Annotated in this window: 30 protein-coding genes; 25 read left to right on the top strand and 5 right to left on the bottom strand. The window is 43.7% G+C overall.

The window, feature by feature from the left end; translation table 11 throughout:
* The first annotated feature begins 142 nt into the window (after positions 1-142).
* The 17 genes from HNQ56_RS18360 (at position 143) to HNQ56_RS18280 (ending at position 16984) form a co-directional block, all read left to right on the top strand.
* Positions 143-2197: a PBSX family phage terminase large subunit gene (locus tag HNQ56_RS18360; protein WP_429149195.1), complete on the top strand. Its 2055-nt coding sequence runs from the start codon at positions 143-145 to the stop codon at positions 2195-2197.
* The gene (locus tag HNQ56_RS18355; RefSeq protein WP_429149194.1) at positions 2197-3582 is read left to right on the top strand and encodes a phage portal protein; all 1386 of its coding nucleotides are present in this window, start codon (positions 2197-2199) and stop codon (positions 3580-3582) included. Before HNQ56_RS18360 ends, HNQ56_RS18355 begins: the two co-directional genes overlap by 1 nt.
* 13 nt (positions 3583-3595) lie before the next feature.
* Positions 3596-4756: a phage minor capsid protein gene (locus HNQ56_RS18350; RefSeq protein ID WP_429149193.1), complete on the top strand. Its 1161-nt coding sequence runs from the start codon at positions 3596-3598 to the stop codon at positions 4754-4756.
* 330 nt (positions 4757-5086) lie between these two features.
* The gene (locus HNQ56_RS18345; protein WP_429149191.1) at positions 5087-5719 is read left to right on the top strand and encodes a phage scaffolding protein; all 633 of its coding nucleotides are present in this window, start codon (positions 5087-5089) and stop codon (positions 5717-5719) included.
* 18 nt (positions 5720-5737) lie between these two features.
* Positions 5738-6799: a phage coat protein gene (locus HNQ56_RS18340; protein WP_429149189.1), complete on the top strand. Its 1062-nt coding sequence runs from the start codon at positions 5738-5740 to the stop codon at positions 6797-6799.
* 18 nt (positions 6800-6817) lie between these two features.
* A complete protein-coding gene (locus HNQ56_RS18335; RefSeq protein WP_429149188.1) occupies positions 6818-7192 on the top strand; it encodes a head-tail connector protein in 375 nt (124 codons plus the stop codon).
* Positions 7192-7584, top strand: a complete 393-nt coding sequence (locus HNQ56_RS18330) for a DUF6751 family protein (protein ID WP_429149186.1) — start codon at positions 7192-7194, stop codon at positions 7582-7584. Before HNQ56_RS18335 ends, HNQ56_RS18330 begins: the two co-directional genes overlap by 1 nt.
* A 9-nt stretch (positions 7585-7593) precedes the next feature.
* Positions 7594-8040: a minor capsid protein gene (locus tag HNQ56_RS18325; RefSeq protein WP_429149184.1), complete on the top strand. Its 447-nt coding sequence runs from the start codon at positions 7594-7596 to the stop codon at positions 8038-8040.
* A complete protein-coding gene (locus HNQ56_RS18320) occupies positions 8037-8489 on the top strand; it encodes a hypothetical protein (RefSeq protein WP_429149182.1) in 453 nt (150 codons plus the stop codon). Before HNQ56_RS18325 ends, HNQ56_RS18320 begins: the two co-directional genes overlap by 4 nt.
* Entirely contained in the window at positions 8489-8971 is a 483-nt protein-coding gene (locus HNQ56_RS18315) for a hypothetical protein (protein ID WP_429149180.1), read from the top strand. The genes HNQ56_RS18320 and HNQ56_RS18315 overlap by 1 nt, the downstream gene beginning before the upstream one ends.
* 69 nt (positions 8972-9040) lie before the next feature.
* Positions 9041-9475 carry a hypothetical protein gene (locus tag HNQ56_RS18310; RefSeq protein WP_429149178.1) on the top strand — a complete coding sequence of 145 codons (435 nt, stop codon included), beginning with the start codon at positions 9041-9043 and terminating at the stop codon, positions 9473-9475.
* A complete protein-coding gene (locus HNQ56_RS18305; RefSeq protein WP_429149176.1) occupies positions 9475-10044 on the top strand; it encodes a Gp15 family bacteriophage protein in 570 nt (189 codons plus the stop codon). Before HNQ56_RS18310 ends, HNQ56_RS18305 begins: the two co-directional genes overlap by 1 nt.
* A gap of 14 nt (positions 10045-10058) precedes the next feature.
* A complete protein-coding gene (locus tag HNQ56_RS18300) occupies positions 10059-12935 on the top strand; it encodes a phage tail protein (protein WP_429149174.1) in 2877 nt (958 codons plus the stop codon).
* An 11-nt stretch (positions 12936-12946) separates the two neighbouring features.
* A complete protein-coding gene (locus tag HNQ56_RS18295) occupies positions 12947-13348 on the top strand; it encodes a DUF6711 family protein (protein WP_429149173.1) in 402 nt (133 codons plus the stop codon).
* An 80-nt stretch (positions 13349-13428) separates the two neighbouring features.
* Positions 13429-15786: a tail fiber domain-containing protein gene (locus tag HNQ56_RS18290; RefSeq protein WP_429149171.1), complete on the top strand. Its 2358-nt coding sequence runs from the start codon at positions 13429-13431 to the stop codon at positions 15784-15786.
* Between the two features lie 71 nt (positions 15787-15857).
* Complete coding sequence (locus HNQ56_RS18285; RefSeq protein WP_429149169.1) at positions 15858-16724, top strand: Ig-like domain-containing protein; 867 nt, start codon at positions 15858-15860, stop codon at positions 16722-16724.
* A 74-nt stretch (positions 16725-16798) separates the two neighbouring features.
* Positions 16799-16984 carry a hypothetical protein gene (locus HNQ56_RS18280; RefSeq protein ID WP_429149168.1) on the top strand — a complete coding sequence of 62 codons (186 nt, stop codon included), beginning with the start codon at positions 16799-16801 and terminating at the stop codon, positions 16982-16984.
* Here the strand turns inward: HNQ56_RS18280 and HNQ56_RS18275 are convergent.
* Positions 16950-17345, bottom strand: coding sequence for a DUF2513 domain-containing protein (locus HNQ56_RS18275; protein ID WP_429149166.1), 396 nt, complete (start codon positions 17343-17345; stop codon positions 16950-16952). The two genes, HNQ56_RS18280 and HNQ56_RS18275, sit on opposite strands and share 35 nt — an antisense overlap.
* A gap of 96 nt (positions 17346-17441) precedes the next feature.
* On the opposite strand from HNQ56_RS18275, the gene HNQ56_RS18270 reads away from it, so the two are divergent.
* The 8 genes from HNQ56_RS18270 to HNQ56_RS18235 all read left to right on the top strand — a co-directional run bounded on the left by HNQ56_RS18270 (position 17442) and on the right by HNQ56_RS18235 (position 22090).
* Positions 17442-17699 (top strand): hypothetical protein, encoded by a 258-nt coding sequence (locus tag HNQ56_RS18270; protein WP_429149165.1) that lies wholly within the window; start codon positions 17442-17444, stop codon positions 17697-17699.
* A complete protein-coding gene (locus HNQ56_RS18265) occupies positions 17674-18216 on the top strand; it encodes a hypothetical protein (protein WP_429149163.1) in 543 nt (180 codons plus the stop codon). Before HNQ56_RS18270 ends, HNQ56_RS18265 begins: the two co-directional genes overlap by 26 nt.
* Positions 18217-18596: 380 nt before the next feature.
* Complete coding sequence (locus HNQ56_RS18260) at positions 18597-19148, top strand: coiled-coil domain-containing protein (protein WP_429149161.1); 552 nt, start codon at positions 18597-18599, stop codon at positions 19146-19148.
* Between the two features lie 16 nt (positions 19149-19164).
* Positions 19165-19380, top strand: a complete 216-nt coding sequence (locus HNQ56_RS18255; protein ID WP_429149160.1) for a hypothetical protein — start codon at positions 19165-19167, stop codon at positions 19378-19380.
* 65 nt (positions 19381-19445) lie between these two features.
* Positions 19446-19874: a phage holin family protein gene (locus tag HNQ56_RS18250; protein WP_429149158.1), complete on the top strand. Its 429-nt coding sequence runs from the start codon at positions 19446-19448 to the stop codon at positions 19872-19874.
* Positions 19875-19940: 66 nt separating this feature from the next.
* Positions 19941-20387, top strand: a complete 447-nt coding sequence (locus HNQ56_RS18245; protein WP_429149156.1) for an HNH endonuclease — start codon at positions 19941-19943, stop codon at positions 20385-20387.
* Positions 20388-20517: 130 nt separating this feature from the next.
* A complete protein-coding gene (locus HNQ56_RS18240) occupies positions 20518-21348 on the top strand; it encodes an N-acetylmuramoyl-L-alanine amidase (RefSeq protein ID WP_429149438.1) in 831 nt (276 codons plus the stop codon).
* 94 nt (positions 21349-21442) lie between these two features.
* Positions 21443-22090: a Rha family transcriptional regulator gene (locus HNQ56_RS18235; protein ID WP_429149154.1), complete on the top strand. Its 648-nt coding sequence runs from the start codon at positions 21443-21445 to the stop codon at positions 22088-22090.
* Between the two features lie 137 nt (positions 22091-22227).
* Here the strand turns inward: HNQ56_RS18235 and HNQ56_RS18230 are convergent, their stop codons facing one another.
* The 4 genes from HNQ56_RS18230 to HNQ56_RS18215 form a co-directional block, all read right to left on the bottom strand.
* Positions 22228-22452, bottom strand: a complete 225-nt coding sequence (locus tag HNQ56_RS18230; protein ID WP_429149152.1) for a hypothetical protein — start codon at positions 22450-22452, stop codon at positions 22228-22230.
* Positions 22453-22615: 163 nt separating this feature from the next.
* Positions 22616-23038: a helix-turn-helix domain-containing protein gene (locus HNQ56_RS18225; RefSeq protein WP_429149150.1), complete on the bottom strand. Its 423-nt coding sequence runs from the start codon at positions 23036-23038 to the stop codon at positions 22616-22618.
* A gap of 25 nt (positions 23039-23063) precedes the next feature.
* Entirely contained in the window at positions 23064-23402 is a 339-nt protein-coding gene (locus HNQ56_RS18220; RefSeq protein ID WP_429149149.1) for a hypothetical protein, read from the bottom strand.
* 680 nt (positions 23403-24082) lie between these two features.
* The gene (locus HNQ56_RS18215; protein ID WP_429149147.1) at positions 24083-25945 is read right to left on the bottom strand and encodes an O-antigen ligase family protein; all 1863 of its coding nucleotides are present in this window, start codon (positions 25943-25945) and stop codon (positions 24083-24085) included.

The raw sequence follows: 25945 nt of genomic DNA, 5'->3' as shown, positions 1-25945 counted from the left end.
TGGAAATCTCAGGACGGTGCCTTTTACATTGGTTGCTGAGGAACAAATTATACATAGGTGTGCCGTAAGGCGGGGGATAATCCTAAATGGGCAGGGCGGGGCCGAGGATTAAGATAAAAAGCATGATTGAGAGGTGGTGATAGTGCCAAGAGCCAGAGACCCGAATAGAGACAAAGCAAAGGTTATTTATGATAATAATCCCGGAATAGAATTAACTGAGATTGCAAGTCAGTTAAATATACCGGTTACAACAGTGCGCAGCTGGAAGGCCCGTGATAATTGGGATCGCAACGCAATGCAATGCAACGCAAATAATATCGCAAAGCAAAAGCCTATTGATGATGGGACCAAGGAAACCATGCTGAACAAAAATCTTACCCATGAGCAAAGGCTATTCTGTATATACTACAGCAAGATATTTAATGCCGCACAAAGTTACCAAAAAGCATATGGATGCACATATGAAACAGCAATGGTAAACGGCTCCAACCTGCTAAGAAACACTAAGGTTAAAGAAGAACTGCAGCGGCTAAACGAAATAAAGAGGCAGCAAATCGTAGCGGGAGAAACTGATTTGATTGATCTCCACATGAGAATCGCATTTTCGGATATCGGAAATTATATTTCTTTTGGTCGAGAGGAATTACCGGTAATGTCAATGTTTGGCCCTGTACAGGTTAAGGATGAAGAGACCGGAGAAGAAAAGACGTTAACCAAAGTCGTGAATGTTGTCAAAGCGAATGAGTCCACAAACGTAGACACACAAATCATACAGGAAGTAAAGCAAGGAAAAGACGGATTCAGCATTAAATTGGCAGATAAGCAAAAGTCATTGGACTGGCTGGATAGATTTTTCATGCTTAACCCAATGGACCGCCATAAGGTGGAATATGACAAAAAGAAATTGGAATTAGAGCAGAAGAAAGCAGAACCGCAGCAACCGCCGGAAGGTGTTAAATACTCCGGTATTCCTGCATCGATGATAGCACCTGCGTTTATCAAAGTAATTCACGACATAGAGCAGCAACTATACAATGAATATGTATTCCCCGGAGGACGTGGTTCGACCAAGTCATCTTTTGTTTCACTTGAAGTTCTCGACCTGCTCATGAAGCACGAAGACACACATGCTGTTGTAATGCGCCAAGTGGCTGATACGCTTCGCACATCGGTTTATCAACAGATATTATGGGCGATATCAGCATTAGGCTTGGAAGATGAATTCCATTGTACTGTAAGCCCCCTAGAGATCACACGAAAAAGCACCGGTCAGAAGATTTATTTTAGAGGAGCTGATGATCCAGGAAAGGTTAAGTCGATCAAGGTTCCTTTTGGATACATTGCTGTATTGTGGTTAGAGGAGTTGGATCAATTCACCGGTGAGGAAGCAGTCAGAAAGATTGAGCAGTCTGTTATTCGCGGCGGTGAAAGAGCTTATATATTTAAATCCTTCAATCCGCCTAAGAGCGCACAGAATTGGGCCAACAAGTATATCAAAATACCAAAGGCTACAAGACTAGTAACACACAGTACTTATTTGGATGTGCCGAAACATTGGCTTGGTAAGCCGTTCCTGGACGAGGCCGATCATCTAAAAGCGGTTAATCCTATTGCATATGAAAATGAGTATATGGGCGTTGCCAATGGCACCGGGGGAAATGTATTTGATAATGTCACAATCCGAAAGATTACTGATGAAGAGATTGCAGTATTCGACAGGTTATACTTCGGTATTGACTGGGGATGGTATCCCGATCCATGGGCCTTTAACAAAATGTATTATAATGCAGCACAGCACCGCCTTATTATTATCGATGAGGATCGGCGGAATAAAACAAAAAATGCTGAAACCGCCAGAATACTTCGGGAAGAGCATGGAATTACTCCGAATGATAAACTTACTTGTGACAGTGCAGAAGAAAAGTCCGTATCAGATTATAAAGACTATGGACTGTTTGCCCGTGGTGCGATCAAGGGACCAGGAAGCGTCGAGTACTCCATGAAATGGCTGGCATCCCTTATTGAGATTGTCATTGACAATACCAGAACCCCCCATACAGCAACTGAATTTATTGAATACGAATATGAGCGGGACAAGGAAGGGAATATCATTAGTGGTTACCCGGACAAGAATAATCATCACATAGATGCAATCAGATACGCCCTTGAAGAAATCTGGAGAAGGAGGGGGCAATAGTGTTACAGAGATTAATGGACATTGTAAAGCAGGTGATAAGCAAGATGTTTAACAGAGGAACAATCGAAAAAGAGATGCAGGTTGATGTAGTGACCAGTGATAAGATGGCCAGGGCGATCACGGAATGGACTGAGATGTATGAAAACCACTCTCCATGGCTCAGTGATACGGTTAAAAGCATGAACCTGTCCGCTACGGTAGCATCGGAGTTCGCAAGGCTCATCACATTGGAGATGGAGAGTGCAGTTAAAGGGAATGATTATCTTAACGAGCAATATCAAATTGTCATTGATGGCATCCGGCCTTATGTAGAGTATGCATGTGCAAAAGGCGGAATTGTATTTAAGCCATTTGTCAATAGGGATAATATTGAGGTTGACTTCACGCAGGCAGATTTCTTCTTCCCAACTGCTCACAATAACAGAGGGGAAATAACTGGCGCAGTGTTTGTTGACACGAAAACAATCGGAGAAAAGCTCTATACCAGGTTGGAGTATCACAACCTAACTGCCGAGGGATATTACATATCAAACCGTGCTTATGTTACAAAAAACATAGAAAACAGCGAATCCCTGGGCAAGGAAATCCCTCTCACTGATGTTGATGATTGGGCAGAGCTTGAGCCGGAAGTAATAATCCAGAATGTGGATAAGCCCCTGTTCGCCTATTTTAAGATGCCCCAGGCCAATACGGTTGATCCCTCATCTCCATTAGGTGTATCGGTGTACTCCAGGGCAATAGGAGACATAGAAGAAGCTGATCAGCAGTATTCCCGTATATTATGGGAGTATAAAGGTTCAGAGCTTGCTATAGATGCAAGCATTGATTGCTTCAAGAGCAGCGGCCTTGACGAATATAATCTTCCGGAAGGCAAAGAGAGACTGTTCCGAATGCTCAATTATGAGGCCAATGAGTACAAGAAGCCATTTGAGGTATTTTCCCCGGCTATCCGGGACGTGTCGTTATTTAATGGGCTCAATAATCTACTTAAGCAAATAGAGTTTAAATGTGGCCTGGCCTATGGGACAATCAGCGATCCGCAGCAGGTAGAAAAGACAGCGGAAGAGATTAGGAGCAGCAAACAGCGATCTTACCAGTCAGTGACCGATGCACAGAAATCTCTACAGACGGCCCTGGAGCACCTGGTTTATGCTATGGGCGTTGTCGGGTCCCTTGCAGGGCTGCCGGTCAAATCTACCAGTAATAAAGTCACTTTTAAATGGGATGACAGTATAATCGTTGATGTTGACAAGGAGCGGGCTTCTGATCGGCAGGAGGTAGCCATGGGAGCCATGACATTATTAGAGTACAGGATGAAGTGGTACAAAGAGGACGAAGCAACGGCTGCTAAAATGATTAATGTGCCAGCCGAAGTTGTGATGTAAGGGGTGATAGATAATGCTTACACCAGCAGAACTTGAGCGTATTCCTTTAGAGGTGCAGAAACTTATGATTGAGTTGTCTCTGCGCATCATGGAGGATGTGGTTGACCGGATCAATATGATTAATAGCATTTCCCGTACTGCTGACTATGATATTTACCAGTTAAGCCGCATTGGGCTGTCTTCCGACACGATTCGTAAAGCGATTAAAAGCACCCTTCAAAAAACAGAAGCGGAGATAGACAAGATATATGATGAGGTGATCAAAGAGGGATATGCAAGGGATGAGAGTCTATACAGAGCAGCCGGAAAGCCATTTACCCGCTATGAGGATAACCGCCCTATACAGCAACTCATAGAGGCTGTAAAACGGCAGACAAAAGAGGAGTTGTCGAACATCACCCAGACAACGGCTGTAAGGGTGGAGACTGGAGGGGTAGCCACTTACCACACCACAGCGGATTATCTAAAGCAAAAGCTTGACGAGGCCAGTATGGACATTACAACGGGCGCTTTTGACTATAACAAAGTGATTGCGAATACTATCCATGAGATGACCAGATCGGGCGTGAGGGTAGTGGAATATGAGAGCGGATGGCATAACCGGATAGAGGTTGCCGCCAGAAGAGCTATAATGACCGGCGTTACCCAGGTGACGGCTCGCATCAATGATATGAACGCCGAAGCCCTGGAGACAGACTATTTTGAGGTATCATGGCACGCCACCGCAAGACCTACCCATCAAGTGTGGCAAGGGAGGGTATACAGCCGGAAGGAACTTGAAACTGTATGCGGGCTGGGAACTGGTCCTGGCCTTTCTGGGTGGAACTGCTATCATTCCTATTATCCTTTTCTTCCGGGGATATCAAAACGCAACTATACGGACGAACAGCTTGACGAAATGAACGCCAGGGAAAATGAGAAAAAGGAGTATAAAGGTAAGGAATACACCACCTATGAAGCTACTCAGAGGCAGAGACAGCTTGAAACCCTCATGCGCAAACAGAGACAGGATATTAAGCTGCTGGAGAGGGCGCAAGCCGATCCGGATAAAATCATTAATATAAAGATTTGGTACCAGGAAACAATGAGGCAATACCGGGAGTTTTCACAGGCTATGGGGCTTCCACAGCAAAGGGAACGCATCTATTCTGACGGATTGGGGATGATGAAATGAATGCCGAGAAGGTGTTCAATACCATTATACATCTTGATAATGGGTCGAGTTATGAAGTTGTGGAAAGCATAACGCTAGTAAGACAAATCGTGGATGATGAATTTATCAAGGATAATAGTTTTATTCCTTTTCACTTCCCGGATGGTTACAAATGCAACATACGAAAAGACAGAATTTCAGCCTTTTATGAGAATGAAGAGTCGTAGCAATACGGCTTATTTTATTGTCCGAAATGACGTTTAAACTAATCTTGCCTTGCAGACAGGCGTTTAAACACTGCATCGAAGTGGAAGGCACCACGATTAAAAACAGGCTCGATATGGAGGATATATGGAATTTTTAAAAGCAATTTTAGGCGACAAGTATCCCGAATTTGAAGCGGCCATTACGGCCTACAATGCACTACCTGAAAACAAAGATAAGCAGGTCAAGCTTGCGAATTTGGGTTCCGGCGAGTATGTCGGAAAGGCTAAGTATGACAGCATTGAGCAGGACCGGAATAACTATAAGTCCTTACTTGATACGGCACAGGCAGCATTAAAGAAATTTGAAGGTGTCAATGTCGATGATCTTCAAGGGGAGATCACAAAGCTCAAAGAAGAATTGGGAAAGAAGGAGACGGAATTTAATGAAACAATTGCCAGGATGGAGTATGACGGTGCTTTGAATAAGTATTTCGAAACCTTCAAATTCACTTCCGAGTTAGCAAAGAAGGCAGCAATTGAAGAGTTCCGAAAAAAAGAGCTCAAGCTTGAAGATGGTCAGTTTCTGGGTGGTGATGATTTTATGAAGCAGCTCAAGGAAGCGAACCCCACAGCATTTGAATCTGAGAATGACGGCACAAAGCCGCCTATCATTGTTAAACCAACGAAACCACGTAAACCAGGGGAAAAAATGACGCTCGCGGAGGCTATGGCCTATAAAAATGCGCATCCGGATGTCGATATCTCCACATTAATCTAAGAAAGAAGGTAAAATAATATGCCCGGAATTTTTGATAGTAAGAATTTTAACTCTGAGGTGTTTATGGCCTATGTCGAGAAGACACCAAACCTCAACCGGAATGAACTGCTGAAATCCAAAGCGATCAGAAACAGAGCCGATATCGCCGCTAAGTTCACGGACCAGGTGGGCGGTAATTACGCTACTGTACCGATCTTCGGACGCATTGGAGGGGCTGCACAGAATTACAATGGGTCTACCGATATCACTGCAAACAAGTTTAAGACCTACACACAGGGGCGGGTGGTAGTAGGCCGTGCCAATGCCTGGGTAGAGACGGACTTTGGATATGACATTACCGGAGGAGCCGATTTTATGGCACAGATCGCTTCCCAGGTCGGTGAATACTGGGACGATATTGACCAGCAGACGTTATTGAGCGTGCTCAAAGGTATATTCTCCATGACTGGAGCAAAGAATTTGGAATTTGTAAATGGTCATACCTATGACGTATCCGATAAAACGGACGGAACCGGGGTATTTAATGCCGTAACCCTTAATAACGCCATTCAGAAGGCGCTGGGCGACAATAAGGCAAAATTTACACTTGCAATCATGCACTCCGCAGTTGCTACAGGGTTGGAAAACCTCAATCTGCTGGAATACTTGAAGTATACCGACAGTGACGGCATTGAAAGATCCCTACCTCTTGCAACGCTGAACGGCAAGCTTGTACTTGTGGATGATACCATGCCGGTGGAGGAGGTACCTGCGACTGGTGAAGTTGCTGCCTATACCAAGTATACATCCTATGTATTGGGTGATGGAGCTATCGAGTATACTGATTGCGGTGCAAAAGTGCCCTATGAAACAGACAGAGATCCGGCGAAGAATGGAGGCCAGGATACACTGTATGGCCGACAGAGAAAGATATTCGCTCCTTATGGTATTTCCTACACTGATAGCACGGTACTTTCCCCCACGGATGCCAATCTTGAAACCGGCTCAAAATGGTCACTTGCAAACAGCAACGAGGGCGGATCAAGCGAATATTTCCCGCACAAGGCGATTCCGATTGCAAGGGTGATTACCAGAGGATAAAGATAGGAGGGCGGCGCAATGACCAATTATGCGGACTTTACGTATTACAAAGATACATACAAAGGGGCGGTCCTTGATGCCGCCTCTTTTGATACCTATGCACGGAGTGCTACGCTGATTATTCGGCAGTACACCTTTAACAGGGTTATGGATAACAATATCCCGGATGATGTCAAGATGTGCTGCTGTGAGCTGGCCGAATACCTCTCTAAAAAGGATGCGGCTGACCATGATACGGAGGCCGGGGTTAAAGGGCTTATAGCAGAGACCACAGGAGGGCACTCCGCCAGCTATGAGACGGCAGAAGCCAGGGAGCGGGCACACAATAACGTTGTCAAGGGCATTATCTATAACTGGCTTGCATTTACTGATTTGTTATATAGGGGGTGTTGATGATGCATACGAATGTAGATATTACCTTGTATCGGTATGATAAAAACGGGAATATAAATAGACTCCATGTCATCGGGAAAAATGGAAAAAAGGGAGCCTTATGGGATGAGGTTAAACAGTCCAGCATCCTTAAAAGCGGCCTTACCGGGGCGGATACAATCAAGATCATGATACCTGCCTCCCATCTCCCGGAAGGAATGACTTTTGCCACTGCTAAAGATATGGTTGTTAAAGAGGTGATTGATTTTGAGATTGATAACACAACGGAAGCAACCCGATCCGCATCCTTAAAGGAACTTAAAGCCGCCCATACTGTATATGGTATTAATGCGGCTGACGCAAAGCTGTACGGCAGTCCAGGGATGCAGCATTATCAACTATCCTGTAAATGAGGTGATCAGATGGGATTTGATGGGCGGTTAGAGCTAAAACCTACTGATGCCATGTTAAAAGCAAGGGGCCTTGAGCCTGGCGGAAGGGTACAGAAGTTTGTGGACCAGGAGTGTATCCGGCTAATGGCTCCTTATACGCCTTTTCTTAATGGAGAATTGGAAAAGAGCGCAACTCAGAGCACTATAATAGGCAGCGGAGAGGTTAAACAGGATACGCCATACGCCAGATATCAGTATTATGGAGAGATATATGGACCCAGCTTCCCAATTTATGAAAACGGTCAGCTTGCAGGCTTCCGGTCTCCGAAAGGGCTGAAAAAGCATCCCACCGGGAGACCATTGCAACATAACACCGCTTTCCATCCGCAGGCGGGGCCGTTTTGGTTTGAGAGGATGAAAGCTGATCATAAGGACAATATCCGTGAAGGGGCTGAAAAGGTGGCAGGTGTAAAATGAATATAATCGAATTGGTGAAAGATGTTTTATCCGTATTCCCACAGATGTCCATGCTTAACAATGGTATAAATGTGGATTTTACGGAGAGTGCCGAGGGAAGCTGTGGATTATATCCTACAGGGGACCAACTCTTAAAAGAAGATATCATTGGGAACCAGGACAGGCAACACAACTTTGTGTTGTATGCTAAATTCCAGTCAAGTGAAGAGTGCGACAGGATAATGAACAGCACATTTTTTCTTGATCTGGCCTACTGGCTGGAACGTGCTTCCAGAGGACAAAAGATCGAGGTAACTATAAACGATAAATCTGTACCGGCTACGCTTACTAAACTGAGCAGTGCCAACGGTATGCTATACGGGAATGACACAGAAAATCTGTCCGGACCGGTAACATATCAGTTACAGATTTATGCCAAATACCATTTAGAAAGTGAGGTATTGCTATAATGGCAAAGATTAAAAGACAATTAATGGCTCACTACATTGATGCCTCCGCGACAGGCACCCCGGCTTATACCAGGCTGGGAAAAGACCTAGAGGAGTACAATGTGGAGTTAAATGCCGAGGTCAACAGTGCACAGAATATACTAGGAGAAACCAGTAAGACCATAAGTAGCTATGAGGCACAGGCGTCTGTAGAACCATTTTATGCAGACGAAGATGATCCGATGTTTACAAGGCTGCAAAAGATCATTGATGATCGCCAGACATTGGATGATCTCAAGACAACTACAGTTGAGGTGCATCTATGGGAACCGATTACGGAGACCCCCGGATCATTTGCCGCATACAAAGAGGACGCACTGATAGAGGTGTCATCCTATGGTGGAGATAGCACCGGATACCAGATTGCATTTAATGTACATAACATCGGCAACCGGGTTAAAGGCGAGTTTGCAGTAGCAACAAAGACCTTCACGGCAGATTAATCAACCTATAAGTATCAGTTTGATGGGCAGCGGTCCACCTCCTTCCGCTGCCCATATGAAGGAGGATATATGAATAGTCTTAATTTTGACAGTGGCTACAAAGAGTTTTGTATCAACGGAGACGAAAACAGAGTTATCCGGTTTAATCCGGCAGATTACAGTATGTTAAAACGTTTTTCGGATGCAAAAAAAAATATTATGCTGGCGGTAACAGAGATTGAAAAAGATGTCCAACTCAGAAAAGGCACAGAGGATGAACTTGAAGAGGCGGCAAAGCTTATCACAAACATCAATGAGATTATTAACTCACAGATCAATTATATATTTAATTCGGATGTTGCAAAGACCGCATTTGGAAACCAGTCACCAATCAGCACGGTCAAGGGGAAGTTTTTGTTTGAACGTTTTCTTGATGCAGCTGGTCCGTACATAGAAAAAGAGATTAAAGCGGAGCAGGCAGCCAGCCAGAAGCGCATTGATAAGTATACAAAGCAGGTGAGGTAATGATTGGGCAACTGCCAAAAGAATTAAAAATCAATAGTACATACAGGGCTATCCGGAGTGATTACCGGGTGGCTCTTTTGATATTCCAGGCCTGCGGGGACCCGGAGCTTTCAGACCAGGAAAAAGTTATAGTGATGATCGAGTGCTTATATCAAGAGCCGGAGAAAATTCCCCCGGAAGATTACCAGGCGGCAAATGATATGGCGGTATGGTTTCTTGAGGGTGGTGAAGAGCAGGATGACAGCTCAAAACATCAGCAGATTAAGAAAGTAATGGACTGGGAACAGGATGAAAAGATTATCTTTTCCGCTGTGAACAAAGTTGCCGGATTTGAGACCAGGGCAATTGATTATATGCACTGGTGGACATTTCTTGGATATTTCAATGAAATCGGTGAAGGACTACTTTCCACAGTTATCAACATCCGAGCAAAGAAAAACAAAGGAAAGAAACTTGAAAAATATGAACAGGAATTTTACAGAAACAATAAAGCGCTCATTGATCTGAAGGTAAAACTGTCAGAAGAAGAGCAGGCAGAAATTGATTACTGGAATAAAATCCTTGGATAGATTGGAGGTGCGATATGGCAGATGGAAGTCTAAAATTTGATACCAAAATTGATACCGATGGATTCGAAGGAGGAGTAGACAACCTCAAGGATATCATGAAGCACCTACAATCCTCAATTGATAACCTGAGTAACAGCATAAAAGACGCTTTCGCGGGCATCAACACATCACAAATTGAATCCGCTGCCGGAAGTGCAGCACAGGCCATGGATATCGCAGATGGCAGCGCCCGGCGCATGGAAGAGTCCATGAGGAATGTAGATGCGGCAATCGCAGCCATGGAACAGGACGCTGTATCAGATATCATCCCGGACAGCGATACAGTAGCAGCCGAAGCCCTTGAGAGTGCATTGGATGATATCACTGCATCTGTACATGAAGCAGAACGGTCAGCATCCGAATTCAAAAATACATTAGACTTTATAATACAGACGGGCCGCAGCCTCCCTGCAATCTTCGGGCAGATCGGAAACAGCATAAAGGGTACGTTTGCCGGTGCTGGGATTGCAATTAAAAGCGCCTTAAATCCTGCAGATGACAGCGGAAACCAGAAAATCAAAAGCATGGTGGATGAACTTGACCGTTACAAGGACCGTATCCAATCACTCGAATCCCAGGGGTATTATTTTGGTGACAAGGAATATGATGAGACTTACAGTAAGCTCCAACGACTTTCACAGGGCCTTAATGACTATAAAAAGTCTCTGACCAAGGCAGACGGTGAGCAAAAAAAGGCGGCAGGAAGCACGAAGAAGGTTGCTAAGAGTGCTGATAAGGCAAAGAAAAGCGTCGGCGGTCTTGGCAAGGCAATGAAACTGCTCAAGATGTCATTACTATTTAGCGTGGCATTTAGGGTATTAAATGCAGCAACTACGGCTGTGAAGGAAGGGTTTCAGAATTTGGCGCAGTATAGTGCCAGTACAAATAAAAATCTATCCGCGCTTGCCACAACCGGGCTGACACTAAAAAATTCCTTTGCTACGGCATTTGACCCGATTTTAACGACGATCACCCCAGCCCTACAGACATTGATCAATTACCTGTCCCAGGCCATAACGACAGCCGGACAGTTTTTTGCGGTGTTTTTAAATGGTGCAACAACCTTTACTAAGGCAAAGGATGCCCAGGTGGACTACGCAAAATCATTGCAGAAAACAGCAAAGGAAGCTAAGAAGGCATTAAGCCCAATAGATAAATTAAATGTAGTTGGGGATGATGCAGCAGGGGCTTCTGGAACACCTGGTATCCCGGAACCGTCACAGATGTTCGAGGAGGTTGAGATTGATAGCAAACTGATCGATACTGTCAATTCATTCAAGGACACTTTAAGCGGCTTATTTGAGCCAATCAAGAGCTCCTGGGATATCTACGGGCAGCCAGCCATTGACTCTGTAAGCGGAGCCTTCGGAAGTGTACTTGGATTGATTGGGTCAATAAGAGATAGCTTCAGCACGGTCTGGCTCAATGGTACCGGTACAGAAACTATAGATAATATACTGATCATTTTTACGAATATAAACGATACTATATCGGCTATAACGGAAAACTTTAATACGGCATGGGTTACGGATGGCACCGGAACGCAAATTCTGCAGGATATCTGGAATATAATCAACAATATTCTGGGCGGCATCAGAGACATGAGTCAGGCAACACTGGACTGGGCAACCACTCTTGATTTTACGTCGATACTAACAGCCTTCCAGGAGCTTACGGGGGCACTGGAACCTCTTACAGGAAATATTGTGGATGCATTGGTGTGGCTTTATGAAAATGTATTACTGCCCCTTGCCAAATGGACGATTGAAGATGTCATACCGTTATTCTTTGAAGGGCTGGCCGCAGTGTTTGATATTTTAAACGAGACGATAGAAGCCCTTAAGCCTCTTGCATTATGGCTATGGGAAAACCTACTGAAGCCCATAGCGGAATGGACAGGCGGGGTAATTGTTGATGTATTGGGATGGATTGTTGATAAGTTAAAAGACTTTGGTGATTGGATCGGTGAGCATCAAGGTGCCGTAGAGACATTTGCAATAATCGTTGGTTCCTTTGCTGCTGCATGGGGACTGGTAAATGCCGCTATGCTGATATGGAATGTAGTTGGAGCTATAGCAACCGGAGTAACCGGAGCATTTAGCGCAGCGGTAGCCATCTTAACAAGCCCAATTACATTAGTTGTATTGGCGATAGGTACATTAATTGCCATAGTCGTTCTCCTCGTGAAAAACTGGGATAAAGTCAAAGAAGCCGCATCAAAATGCTGGGAAGGCATAAAAACCGCATGGAATAAGGTTGGCGATTGGTTTGACACTAAAATTGTTCAGCCGATAGCAAAATTCTTCACCGGCTTATGGGATGGACTAAAAAAAGGCGCGGCTACAGCACTTGAAAATATTAAAACTGGATTTAAGACGGTGTTTAACGCATTGATCAATCTGGTCAAGTCCCCTGTAAATGCAATTATTGATATCATCAACGGTATGATAAACGGTGTGGTATCCGGTATTAATTCGGTTATCCGTGCGATTAACAGTATTAGCTTTACCCTTCCCGATTGGATTCCGGGAATCGGAGGGAAGAGCATTGGATTTAATGTTCCGGAATTTGCTGCTCCTAAAATCCCCAGGTTGGCAACTGGTACCGTTGTACCTGCTAATTACGGAGAGTTTTTATCCATTATGGGTGATTCCAGGTATCCCGAGATTGTATCTCCGATCCCGGATATGAAGCAGGCATTTAAAGAGGCTCTTATGGAGATGGGCGGCGCTGGTACCGGTAAAATGGTACACGGTGTGTTTAAGGTCGATAAAAGAGTATTGCTTGATGCTATAGTCGAAGCAGAAAATGAAAATTATGAATCAACAGGAGATGTAATATTTGCACATTAAGGAGGGGTGCTATGGCTTTTGCGGGATATTATATAAAAGTTAATGGGACACAATTTCCCAACAGCCTCCTTGCTACGGAAGGGTATTCTGATACGCCCAACATAAGGCTGGACAAAAATGCATACAGGGATGGGCGGGGAAAACTAAACAGGGGCATCCTTCCGGAGAAACCCAGCACAATCACGATTAAAACCGTTGACTGGCTTTCCATGGGGCAGAAGATTATATTGCAGGCATTTTTTATTCCCCGTGATGTCATTACAATGGAGTACTGGAATGACGAAACGAACAATTACGAAACAGCGCGTTTTTATGTCCCAGAAATAAAATATACACACAAAAAACAGATCAAGGGCGCTACCTTTCTCAATGCACTTGAGATTGAATTTATCGCATATGAGGGGGATCAGTGATGATAAATATATTGAGCGAACTCAGAGAGATATATAAAAATGACCGGTTTCCTCATGTGCCGCAGAACGTACCGAAGGAATTGATAGCTAACTTTCCGGCGCTTAATCTGACGGTTGATACAGGACAGTTTGCAGAGGACAAAGGAGACTTTGAGCTATCGGAAAGTATCTGCACAGGTGGGCAACTCAAATTTGGGAAATGCAATGCTTCCCAAGTGAAGTTTACAGTTGCCGATGTCACCGACGAGATTACAGGGAAAGAATTCTCGCTGACACAACAAGTGATCAATGGATCACAAACATATGATTTTCCGCTGGGGCATTTTACAGTGGAGACTGCACCGAAGCAGGATGATCTGAGATTTAAGGATGTCACAGCCTATGACCGCATGAAACGCATTGACGTGGATGTAGCGGATTGGTATAGATCCCTACCGTTGCCAATGACATTGTCGGCATTCCGTGCGTCATTTCTGGCGTATGTCGGTTTGGAGCAGGACACAAGCCGCCTACCGCTCCCCAATGACAGCATGATCGTTACACGGACCATAGAGCCGCAATCTTTACCCGGACGGACCGTCATAGAAGCCTGTGAGGAGATTAACGGGGCTTTTGGACATATCAGCCGGGAGAGTGGCAAGTTTAAGCATGTGATACTGATGCCCACTTATGGACTGTGTCCATCTAATGATCTTTATCCCAGTGATGATCTGTACCCGATATCAGAGACAGACGCATCATATGTACAAGGTGATTTGATTAATGAGACGATCAGCAGGGGTGTTGAGCGGGTACGCTTCGAGGAATACACGGTCAGAGAGATTGATAAGCTGATCATCCGGTCAGACGAGGATGATATTGGGGCAATTGTCGGGACCGGCACCAATGCATATATCATACAGGGCAATTTTTTAACCTATGGCAAATCTGCCGCCGAATTACAGGTGATTGCTAATAATGCCTTTGGCAACATGGCAAAGCGTCCATATAGACCGTATGAGAGCACTAACATAGGTTTGCCTTATCTGGAGCCTGGGGATATGATTAAGTTTGATCAGGAGGACCCGGTGGTTGGCTATATCTTTAATCGGACGCTGACCGGGATACAGGTGCTAAATGATGAGTATAAGGCTTCCGGGAGCCGAGAGCTTAAGCAAAACACCAGCGTAAATGAAAAGATAGCAATCCTTGACCGCAAAGCAACCCGGATCAAGATGGATGTCGAGGGAGTACGGATTGATTTGGAGGATCTGTCCGAAAATGTGGATACCTCATTTAGTGTAGTGCACGGTCAGATCACTGCGGAAGTCACCAGAGCCACAGCAGCAGAAGGTACACTGAGCAGCAGTATTACACTATTGGCCGGAGAAATGGAATTAAAGGTTTCCAGGGACGGGGTTATAGCGGCAATCAATCTTAGCCCGGAAACCGCAAGGATAACGGCGAACAATATCGCTCTGGAAGGAATCATCACAGCCAATGGTAGGTTCAAGATCAACCTTGACGGCAGCATGGAAGCGACGAACGGAAAATTTAGTGGTGAATTAGTTGCGGCAACTGGCACATTTACAGGGACTTTAAATGGCAACAACATAATAGCACCAAATATCAGCGGAGGTCAAGTTAGCGGAGCCAGGATTGTGAGTCAGTCCGGCTCCGACGCAACAATAATTGAAAACGGAAGGGTATCCACTACATATATATCCATGGCATCGGGAAGCTTATCATCAAGTTATGCTGCGGGGGGTGTTGGATATACAGATTCCTCGAACGGAAATTCAAATGTAGTTTCTTCTGGCGGGATTCAAATATCAAAGAATGGCGTGGTTAATGCTCGCATACTGCCGGACGGAAATGGAAGAATTAAGTATTTAGATTGTGACACATTGAACGGTTATACGCCTGTTACGATCGGGAATATTGGTTCGGCCTATGCCAAAGGAGTAACTAATGGTTTGCGCTCTGCATATATTTCTACGGCGGATAACTTTATACCGAATGCAAGCGATATGTACGTTGGATCATCATCAAATTATTGGGCCGGAGCATATCTTGGATCGGGGCCAGTAGTCACATCTGATAGAAACAAAAAGCATTCTATAGATTTTTTATCTGAAAAGTATTTGAAATTTGCCGGATTGATTATGCCGAGAGTATTTAAATATAACGACGGGACAAGTGATAGGTTGCATGTGGGCTTTATTGCTCAAGAAGTAGAGGAAGCCATGATAGAATGTGGTATATCCGACAAAGAATTCGCCGGGCTGATTAAATCGCCTAAGTATTCCAAGATGCTTAAAGACAACGACGGAACCGATCTTGAAGAATATGACACGGAAAGTGATATAATTGGATATGATTATGGTTTAAGGGACAATGAATTTATACCTTTATTGTTTGGGTTATATCATGAAATAATATCAATTTTGCTGAAATGATTAAAAATTAATTAATTTTGTGGATTTTGGTGATATTGGTGATATAATACAATTATGGAGGTGAAAAGAAGATGAAAAAAGTACTTTTGTTAGTTTTAACTGCTTTCATGATTACGGTTTTTCCTTCAAAGGCTTATGCTGAAATGATGGAATTTAAATCGGATGATGGAAAACTGATATCTTGGTGTATGCAAGGTAAAGACGGTATTGAAATGAGGCAGGGCGGCGATATAATTGGAAACTTACCGCCAATTGAAGTTTATAATGAAAAGTGGAAGAGGATGGATGGTGTTTTGGAGTTTCCTAATTATGATAATATGAGGCTTGGGAAGTGGGATCTTGAATTTGTTTTCACTCCGAACGACAAAGATTATCAGCAGTTGCGGGGGTATTATACGGTCAATGTATTTGTGCCAGAGCCAGAAGAATCAGACGAACCCACAACCCCTTCCCTCACCGCATCAACCGTATTACTCACCAATGCGACAACCTATGACATAAACCTAAATGACAAAATCCCCGGCTCCACATACAAGTGGACAAGTAGCGATACAAAGGTAGCCAAAGTAAACAGCAAAAATGGCCTTGTCACAGCCGTATCTGAGGGCACCGCAACGATCACCTGTGAGATCACTCCTCCAGATGGGGAGATCATCAAGTTACAGTCCGTTGTCACTATAGGATATGATGATAACGCCCCGAATTTAAGCGATACAAGCCTTGATTTAGGCATAGGGGACAAATACACCATCAAGGCGGAGAATACGCTTGCTAAGTCAAATATACGCTTTGCATCCTCTGATAAATCAGTGGTCAAGGTTGGTACGGCCAACGGCAAGGTAACGGCAGTGTCGGCTGGGGAAGCGTATATCACATGCACGATTACAGCGGGCGGACAGGTAATTGTTTTAAGATGTGACGTATCAGTAACTGAGTAACTTATAAATCAATATAGACTAAGGGCAGAGCCGAAAGGTATCTGCTCTTTTTATGCGCAGAAAGGAGGAAGATCATGAATAATAAAGCATCAAAAATGAGTAGTAATCTATTTGTTGGAAATAAAGATGGCAAGATTAAATTATCGCTTGATGATTTTGAGTTAAAAAACGTTCTGGATTATAAAATATCGAGCTCTGCCAAAGGTAAAACAGAGCTCGTTGTTACTATGTTGGTGGATTTCCCGCCAATGCCGAGTTAATTAGTGAAGTGGCAACTGCTGAAGCAATTTTCGCTAAAATGTCAAGTGAAAATGAGCCCACAGATTTAGCTGTTTCCTTTGTTTTGCTCCATATATTATCAGAACGAATGTCAGCTAAAAACTGATGTGCTTTAGGGGAGAGGTCAATTATTGTACACCCTCCAATGATATTAAATGTACACTTGATGAAGAAGTTATTTTCTTTACACTGGCGTAAATGATACATGACTTCTTCTTCGGAATATGATTTTAGCCTTTTAAGGTCGCTTGATTCGGGATCATATTCAAATATATTGCTGTATGTAGCAATTTCTTCAACGGTTAGCAATATATCCCTTATGCAGTCCGGATTTAGTTTCATATGGCAACGCCTCCTCTCTTCAATATTTCAGCTCTGACAAGCTGTAAGGAGATTATACCACAATATAACAAAATATACCATAAAAGGAGTGATCCCGTGAACCAAAATAGATCAATAGTAAAACCCGAACCAGTGGAAGAGATTGTCAAAGGAATGGACTTGAGAATCGCAGAATTAAACAATGATATCGTCGAAGCAATCAACAAGGCCAATCTTCCGGCAGGGGTGCTGAAGTACATCTTTGCTGATTATGTAAATTTGATGCGATCCAAAGAGGCTGCAGCAGTAGCACAGCAGCAGGAAGCTTTTGAGGAAGAGGTGAAGAAGCATGGCGAAGAGATACGCAAGGATTAACTGGAAAAACAGTCCATCAACGTCAACACCTGTAAACGAGCCTAATCTTAATCAGATGGACAAAGGCATCAAAGATTGTGATGATGCAATCGGAGATCTGGCGCTTTTAAAGACCACAGCAAAAGCCGATTTAGTGGCGGCGATTAATGAACAAAATGATAATTTAGCGTCTAAGACAATAAACCTATCATCATCATTAGATACGTCTTTGTTTACAGGCAGCCTTATACTGGGCATAGCTGGAAATAAAGTAACTTTAACAGCGGACCTTACTGTAGTTGGTACTCTTGGCAGCAGGGTTACAGCTGCAACATTACCAAGAACACCCGCAGATTATAGACCACTCATAACAGTAAGGGGGACACCAACAGGGCGCAATACTGGAGGGTGGGAAGTGGCAACATATTATACTGGTGCACTTTTTATTGGCTCAAATGGCGTTATCGAAATAGTATTTGGAGCCGGTGCTGGATCAGTAAAGTATGTTAATTTTGCGATAGAATATCCATTGATATAATTAGCTATTTAATGCCCCAGTTTGTCCATACACCGTTATTTTTTGACCTATAGAGTACCTCTATTGGATTGCCATATTTAGTTACACATTGCCACTCGTATAAAGGTGATGCAATAAATCCCTCCAGGTACCATGTGCCCACACCAAGACTTGTCGAGACAACCATACCTATCACCATGCGATACCATGTACCTACTGTTCCGGCAATGTTATTTATTGCGGCATCGAGCTCAGTTTGGCTTTCTATCCGGATCACATTTATCTTAAGTTTGATCAAATTTTCATTTAGCGAACTAAAGTTCGGAACAAATATTCGAAAATAGCTATTAATTGAAGTCCTCATGCAGGGCTTATTTTTATGCGAAGAAAGGAGGAAATCCATGCCAAACAAAATTAGATTATGTACCGGACAGGAATTTGATCTGGTCGGATACGGAATGATGAAAGATGACAACCGCCATGAAATACAATTCCGTTTTTCGTCCCCCCTGGGCATCGGAGAAGTGCAAACAGCCTTTAAGGATGCCACTGCAATAGAGAGATTGGATTACCTGTTAGCGGACGGGACTATCCGGGAAACCATAACGGATTGTGCAGCATATCAGTCCATAACGCAGGACAGCGAAGGTAAGTATATTGTAACGCTGTCCACCGATAAAGTATCGGCAGAGCTGAAAAATGCTAAAGAGGCACTGCAGTTTACGCAAGAGGAATTAATTATTGCCCGGGGCGAATTGGATTCTGTCAAGGGCGAATTACAAGCTGCGCAGACCGATTTACAGACAACTAATACGGTGCTTAATACCATGCTGACAGAGGTTATACCTCAAATCATAGAACTTGTTATGCCAGCGGAAGAGCCAGTGGATGAATCCGGGAACGATACCGGAGATGAACCGGAAGAAGATCCGGAAGAGATACCCGAAGAATAGAAAGGAGAAAGGAAAGGTGATGCAGATGCAAACTTTTATTGCAAATCAAATCATGCTGGCAAAGGATAACGGAGGATTAGAGGCAGGGAAGGATATGTACCGGGCCTATTTTGTGAGGCGGGCCGCAAAAATGCTTTATGGCAAATGGCAGGCGGAGGTGGATTTGATTTTAACCACGACTGTGAACCAGACCACCGGCGAAACATACGGCGATTGTATCATTGCGGAATAACCGCAGGAACCGTAACACTCAGGGAGGGTAACACCTCCCTTTTAATTATGCGAAAGGATGGTTTTATGAAACAAACAGTATTAGCGGCGATTGGTATCGCTGGAAGCTTCATTGCAAATTTACTCGGAGGGTGGGACACGGCATTGCAGGTATTAATACTTTTCATGGCGGCAGACTACATATCCGGGCTTATCGTAGCGGGAGTATTTAAAAGATCACCAAAGACAGATCACGGAGCCCTGGAAAGCAGAGCCGGGTGGAAGGGACTGTGCCGCAAGGGCATGACCCTGCTGATCATCCTGGTTGCGGCCCAGCTGGAGGGTGTCACCGGCACAAATATAATCCGGAATGCAGTGATTATTGCCTACCTTGCAAATGAGTCAATATCGATCTTTGAAAATGCAGGGTTGATGGGCTTGCCGGTTCCTGCGGTGATTAAAAATGCAATTGAGCTATTAAAGAAGAAATCGGAGGATGACATAGATGGCAATTAAGATATGCGTAGATGCTGGCCCGTGATAAATATCACAGGCTTTTGTTTTGTAAAGGAGTTGAGATTATTGATTGAAAGAAAATGCTTACAATGCGGAAAGGACTTCAAGACCCATCAATGCCAAATCAACAGGGGTGGCGGAAAGTTTTGTTCCGTATCATGTGGAACGACATATCGCAATATCCATGATAATCCAGTGAATAAGCCGGGAGTTAAAGAAAAAATAAGTAAAAATCACGCAGAGGTTCCTTGGCTTATTAAATATTGCAGCAATGGATATAAAGGACAAAGAGTTGCATCATACAGATTAAAAGCGTTTAGGGCCCATGGAAAGAAGTGTAACCGCTGCGGATCAAAAGAAAAATTAGAAGTACATCACAAGGACAGAGATCATCATAACAATGAAATTGAAAATTTGGAAGTATTATGTAAAACGTGCCATACGAAATTGCATTACGGTGAATATATACAGGCCAGAGACCCCGTGACAGGACGCTTTATTCGTATGGCTTGATTTTTATTTATGAAAGGAAGGTGATGCCCATGTCTAACGCAGTAAAATATAAAATTGCTATAGACGCAGGTTAGGTCATGGAACTAACACAGCCGGCAAGAGGACCCCTCCGTTTCCGGCGGCGGTCGATATCGATAAAGACGGTATCAATGATATCAAAAAAGGGGAACAGTACCGGGAGCACTATGCAAATGTAGGGGTGGCCTCCTTCCTGGTAAAGGAGCTGCAGCGCTGCGGCTTCGACACCATGCAGACGGGCTTCAATGACAGTAATGCTGCCGATGATCCTGACACCGCCCTGGCAGATCGCCAGAGGGCCATAGCAAAGGCAAATTGCGATTATAGTATTTCTGTCCATTTTAATGCTTTCGGCGACGGAAACAGCTTTAACACCGCCCAGGGCGTGGGTATTTATATCCATGACAAGTATGCGGGGCAATCCGAAAAGCTGGCCCAGGTTGTGCTGAAGCACCTGGCCGGAGGCACAAAGCAGACCAACCGGGGAGTGACAAAGTATGGCTGGGCAATGTGCAACTGCAATTCCATGGATACCAAGGCGGCGATCCTTGTAGAGCTGGCTTTCATGACCAATGAGAAGGAAGCTACCACCATGATGGCAAATGAAGCTTATTGGAAGGAGAGCGCCCAGGAGATCGCCCGGGGGGTTTGCGAGTATACCGGAGTAAAGTATATTTCAGAAAGCAGTGCGCCTTATGTGCCTACAAAAACCATTACTCCTCAATCATCTAAGGAAGACATTAAATGGGCCCAGGAGAGGCTTAATACTGTCTTGCCTGCATGGATGCCAAAACTAACGATAGACGGCTCATACGGGGCAAAGACACGCATTGCGGTACTGGTCTACTGGGATCAGCTGGGCTGGGGAAAGCACATGCAGGATGACGGCACTAAGATAGGTACGGCTACCCGGGAGGTATTGGCTGCAGGCCGGACAAAGTAGGCGCACTACAAGGACAAGTGACGGTCGATTGATATTCTCCTAATTCATGTATTATATGATATAAAAAAATAAAACATCAGAAAGGAATGTTAATATGTTAGTTGAAATCGCAAGAATTAATAAAGAAGAGGTAACCGTAGTCAGTAGTTTGGATGTAGCAGAAACTTTTGAAAAAAGCCATGACAAGGTTTTGAGAGACATAAGGGAACTCGAATGTAGTAATGAATTTAGACTCGCCAATTATGGAGAGTCCTACTATATTAACTCTCAGAACAAAAAACAACCAATGTACCATATGACAAAAGATGGTTTTACGTTGCTTGCCATGGGGTACACCGGCACGAAGGCAATGAAATTCAAGGAAGGCTATATCAAGCAATTTAACGCCATGGAAAAGCTACTCACTGGCAAACTTATAGAACGTGAGAAAGGCATTGCAGTAAGACAATCGCTCACAAAAGCATTACAGCAATCTACCGAAAATGATAGAATGCATGGCCATGCCTATTCTACTTACACAAACTGCATCTACAAGGTGTTATTTGGAATGAATGCCAATCAGTTGAGAGATAAGTACGGAATATCAAAAAGAGACAACATCAGGGACTGCTTATCGGAAACTGAACTCAGGGCTATCCAATCTATGGAGAGTATGGTTGGTGGCCTTGTAGACTGCGGATGGGGATACGATCAAGTTAAATCCTTTATTGAGCAGACAAATACCCGGCGTATTGCCGGATAAACTTATATATTTATCAATGTACAATCTATAATAAAAGCGGCGGCGATTATCCACTATGCCGACGGGTTCCCGTGACCTCCCCGGTTAACGCTGGGGAGAGTTTCGGCCTGTACCCGGAAGGCCATCATCAGACGGGGTTATTCGATTACTAAAGTCCACCAGGATAAATCAACCTTATCAAGTTCAATCTGCAAATCATTAACGGTTTCAATATTAGACAGATCAGGCATTACGGCATTCGGATCTTCGTCAAGCTGCCAATTGTATTCATCTGGATTATTAACTAACCATGTTACCAACTCCTCTAAAGTACCATTCACTAATTCTTTTCTTGTTCCCTCGTTTTTCTCTACCAACTTCATAATAAATACCTCCGTTTTTTTATTTAATAAATTGACAATTTGCAATAATTACCTTATAATAATTATGTCGAACAACAAAGCATCGTTGTTGTTTCGTAGCCCCACGGCTGGGGCGCTGGATTGAAATACATTTAATTACATTATTGAAAAAGGCTTTGGATTATTAATCTGAGGCTTTTTCTCTTTTTCCGGCTTGATATGCGGTATTAATTACTTTTGCAATCTCCCCCAGCTCCTTTGCTGGAAGACGGTGAAACATATCATCCGGAATAAAGTTAAAAATAGCTTTACAAGTTCCTGGATAGGCTTTAAATCCACTGTACCGCTCAGCCGCCTCTCTCTTTATAATTGCCTTTTTAACATCATCTGATAGGGCTTCGAGGGATTCGGCATCACTAAATATAGTCAATAATTCCGAGGTATCACAACCCAGTGCTTCGGCAAGTTTATACACAGTCTGGGCACTTGCCATATTTATATCCTTCACCCCCTGTTCATAGTGCTGTATCATCCTTACAGATATACCGCTGAGTTTTGCTAATTGAGACTGGGATAGCCCCATTCTTTTTCTGGCTTCTGCTAACATGATATTCTCCTTTTCTGTGTTTTTATTATGCATATGCTCTGCAAAGCTCCTGCATCTGCTTTTGAGTACCTTCCCATACTTTTTCATAACCATTCCAGCCAAGACCGAACTTTTTTAGTATTTCCCTTGCTTTAAACGTATTTCCTTCGACGTATCCAGTAGCGATCATTGCAGTGCAGTAAGCCCCATTAATATAAAGACCAACCTGTCCGACATATTCAACAGCATTTCTCTTTTCTGTTGCCCAGGCTCTTTTAAGGCATTCGGAAAAAGATAATTTATCAACCCATTTCTGTGACATCTTGAAAAGCTCCCAGGCTTTTTTCATGACTACTGACTTGCTAACCCTTAACGTCTTCTTCATATCGCTACCTCCTTAAGTTTGTTGATCTCTTGTTTATATATTTATTATACACCCAAAGGTGTACAAAGTCAATGCTTATTTTATTATTTTTTTTGAATTAAAAACACCATTGCCCAATGCTACAGGCAAAGAAAAAGGCCTCGGATTATTAATCCAAAGCCTTTTTCAATAATGTAATTAAATGTATTTCAATCCAGCGCCCCAGCCGTGGGGCTACGAGGAAGCAACGATGCTTTGCGCCTCGACATAATTATTATAATGCTCTATTTGTCCTTGTGTCAAGTTAGTAATAAAAGAAAACCCCGCATTACGCGAGGCCTTCTTTGTATATTCTTATATCAGTAAATATATCATAGCATACATGGACATATTTGTAAATAGGACAAAGTGTATAAAGTTATTACATTATTTTGGCAGAGTTGCATTACCAACAGGCAGTGGAAAGCTGTATTATAATAGGAGGATTTACTTGTTAGCGTTATAAATATGCAACATATTTTCTATGAGTATTTCTATGAAATTATGGTAATATATCGATCTAAGTGATTTTAACAAAATCAGAAAAGCCTTATTTTACAATGGTTTGAGCGTTAATGAATATCGATGAAAATATAGTACGCACCATTGGTAATGAGGAGGTCAGCAGTTCAAGTCTGCCCAACAGCTTAAAGAAAAAGCACTCAATTGAGTGCTTTTTTGCTGTTCTCTATATCGGATTTGATTTTCTGGTTCATTGCGATGCCGATTCCTATCAGCACCCAGAACAACGGGGCAACCGTGATGGTAGAGTCATTGGAGATGCCGCTGAACAGGTATCCAATGACAGCTACGAAAATGGCTGCACCGGCAGCAGCGCCGGGCTGGCTGAGTTTGCACCGGAAATATAGCTTGGCACTGGATAGGATATACCAGCCGCAGAAGGCCAGGAAAGCCAGCAATGAAACCACACCGGTCTGTACGCCGATCTGCAGGTAGAGGGAATGGGGCTTGGACATAACCTGTCCCTCATAGCCGTTGGCTCTGTAATGTACATAATCATTATGGGGGAATACCAGGGCAAAGGTATCTGCGCCGGAGCCTAAGAGGATGCGGCTCTTCAGGAGGGGAATGGTACGGGACCAGATATATCCCCGGCCGGAGGCATAGCGCTCATACCCGGTGAAGACGGCGGAGGGGGCCAGCACGATTTTATCGTATTTACCGTGGGCATTTACATAATAGTAGGTATTGTCCCCTCTCTGGTTGGTAAAGAACCATAATTGCTGATTAATGTTCGCATCAAAGCCGATTACACCATCCCGGTTCGAGGCAGGGGTGAAGACAAAGCCGGGAAAACGTTCATCTGTCACGGTTACAGGGCCGTTAACCGTCTCAACGGTTGCCGCAACCGGACTGTCTGTCTGATCCTGAAAGAAGAAATTGCAGATACCGTATTCATCCACCTCAAAGACTACCTTTAAGGTATTGCCTCCATACTGAATCACCAGATTGCCATCATTTGTCTGGATATCTGTCAGCAGGGGGGCATATTTCTCAATATTTGTCAGCTTCTTTATCTGGCTGCCGATATAATTATTGGTATAGTTGTTGATTGTGAACAATCCCAAAACAATAGCAAGAATAACCGGTATGGTGAGATAAAAATACCGGATCAGATATCTCCACAGCAAAAGCACGGTAACCAGGATGGTGACAGCGACACCGGCGAACCCCGCGGTGGACCGGGAACCGTACAGGCTGATCATGAGACCTGCGATGATCAGCAGGCAGGCAGGCTTAAGCCACAGCTTCTTTGAAAACAAGAGGATATAGAGGGTAATGGGAAACAGGAGGGACACATATACACCCACATAGTTGGGGTTTAGCAGGGACAAATAAACTGTTTTCACAGGAAAGGTTGCCTTGGTGTCGGCGTAAAGCGAGTTGGATATCATACGCCAGCCGATATCTGTGCTGTAGAAATCCTTCCCAAAGGCTTGTGTCACGCCAAGGAGGCCCATGATAAAGGCTCCGGCCAGAAGGGCATACAGGACAAATTTCAGATCCCGTTCCGATTTGACGAACAAATAGGAGTAATAGGCCAGAAGACAATAGGACAACAGGGCCCATACCGATTCAAACTGTTCCAGGGTGCCGGTAAAGCTAAAGCTCCGGTATTTTGTAAGAAGAGAAGAAAGCAGAGCCAGCAGACCATAGATTCCTAAGGGAATAAATATCTTTGGGAAAGCTATGCTGTTTTTATCGGTCATGCGTTGGTATAACAGGATGATGCCCATAATAACAGCGGTAAGGATCAAAAATATCTGTTTATAATACAGAAAGAAATCAACGAACAGATCGTTCTCACTGTGCCAGGGAAATTGTGAAAAATGAGTTGAATATACATGAAGCTTTACGATCAGCGGAAAGATGCTGACAATAAACATAATCGGCAGCAAATATATCAAGCCCTTGTCTGCGGGCGGACTTTGATGCGTCTTTGATTGCTTTTTACCAGGTAAATTGCTTCTGTTTTGAACTTGTTTTGTTTTTTGGTTCTTCAT

This window comes from Anaerotaenia torta (assembly GCF_050433395.1).
Lineage (GTDB): Bacteria > Bacillota > Clostridia > Lachnospirales > Lachnospiraceae > Mobilitalea > Mobilitalea torta.
Note: the sequence above shows the minus strand (reverse complement) of the source record. Positions and strands in the feature narration are given on the sequence as shown.

Coding starts and splice junctions, on each gene's coding strand:
- HNQ56_RS18350 (WP_429149193.1), top strand. CDS start 3,596: ATGCTTACACCAGCAGAACTTGAGCGTATTCCTTTAGAGGTGCAGAAA.
- HNQ56_RS18345 (WP_429149191.1), top strand. CDS start 5,087: ATGGAATTTTTAAAAGCAATTTTAGGCGACAAGTATCCCGAATTTGAA.
- HNQ56_RS18340 (WP_429149189.1), top strand. CDS start 5,738: ATGCCCGGAATTTTTGATAGTAAGAATTTTAACTCTGAGGTGTTTATG.
- HNQ56_RS18335 (WP_429149188.1), top strand. CDS start 6,818: ATGACCAATTATGCGGACTTTACGTATTACAAAGATACATACAAAGGG.
- HNQ56_RS18330 (WP_429149186.1), top strand. CDS start 7,192: ATGATGCATACGAATGTAGATATTACCTTGTATCGGTATGATAAAAAC.
- HNQ56_RS18325 (WP_429149184.1), top strand. CDS start 7,594: ATGGGATTTGATGGGCGGTTAGAGCTAAAACCTACTGATGCCATGTTA.
- HNQ56_RS18320 (WP_429149182.1), top strand. CDS start 8,037: ATGAATATAATCGAATTGGTGAAAGATGTTTTATCCGTATTCCCACAG.
- HNQ56_RS18315 (WP_429149180.1), top strand. CDS start 8,489: ATGGCAAAGATTAAAAGACAATTAATGGCTCACTACATTGATGCCTCC.
- HNQ56_RS18310 (WP_429149178.1), top strand. CDS start 9,041: ATGAATAGTCTTAATTTTGACAGTGGCTACAAAGAGTTTTGTATCAAC.
- HNQ56_RS18305 (WP_429149176.1), top strand. CDS start 9,475: ATGATTGGGCAACTGCCAAAAGAATTAAAAATCAATAGTACATACAGG.
- HNQ56_RS18300 (WP_429149174.1), top strand. CDS start 10,059: ATGGCAGATGGAAGTCTAAAATTTGATACCAAAATTGATACCGATGGA.
- HNQ56_RS18295 (WP_429149173.1), top strand. CDS start 12,947: ATGGCTTTTGCGGGATATTATATAAAAGTTAATGGGACACAATTTCCC.
- HNQ56_RS18285 (WP_429149169.1), top strand. CDS start 15,858: ATGAAAAAAGTACTTTTGTTAGTTTTAACTGCTTTCATGATTACGGTT.
- HNQ56_RS18280 (WP_429149168.1), top strand. CDS start 16,799: ATGAATAATAAAGCATCAAAAATGAGTAGTAATCTATTTGTTGGAAAT.
- HNQ56_RS18275 (WP_429149166.1), bottom strand. CDS start 17,345: ATGAAACTAAATCCGGACTGCATAAGGGATATATTGCTAACCGTTGAA.
- HNQ56_RS18265 (WP_429149163.1), top strand. CDS start 17,674: ATGGCGAAGAGATACGCAAGGATTAACTGGAAAAACAGTCCATCAACG.
- HNQ56_RS18260 (WP_429149161.1), top strand. CDS start 18,597: ATGCCAAACAAAATTAGATTATGTACCGGACAGGAATTTGATCTGGTC.
- HNQ56_RS18250 (WP_429149158.1), top strand. CDS start 19,446: ATGAAACAAACAGTATTAGCGGCGATTGGTATCGCTGGAAGCTTCATT.
- HNQ56_RS18235 (WP_429149154.1), top strand. CDS start 21,443: ATGTTAGTTGAAATCGCAAGAATTAATAAAGAAGAGGTAACCGTAGTC.
- HNQ56_RS18230 (WP_429149152.1), bottom strand. CDS start 22,452: ATGAAGTTGGTAGAGAAAAACGAGGGAACAAGAAAAGAATTAGTGAAT.
- HNQ56_RS18225 (WP_429149150.1), bottom strand. CDS start 23,038: ATGTTAGCAGAAGCCAGAAAAAGAATGGGGCTATCCCAGTCTCAATTA.
- HNQ56_RS18220 (WP_429149149.1), bottom strand. CDS start 23,402: ATGAAGAAGACGTTAAGGGTTAGCAAGTCAGTAGTCATGAAAAAAGCC.
- HNQ56_RS18215 (WP_429149147.1), bottom strand. CDS start 25,945: ATGAAGAACCAAAAAACAAAACAAGTTCAAAACAGAAGCAATTTACCT.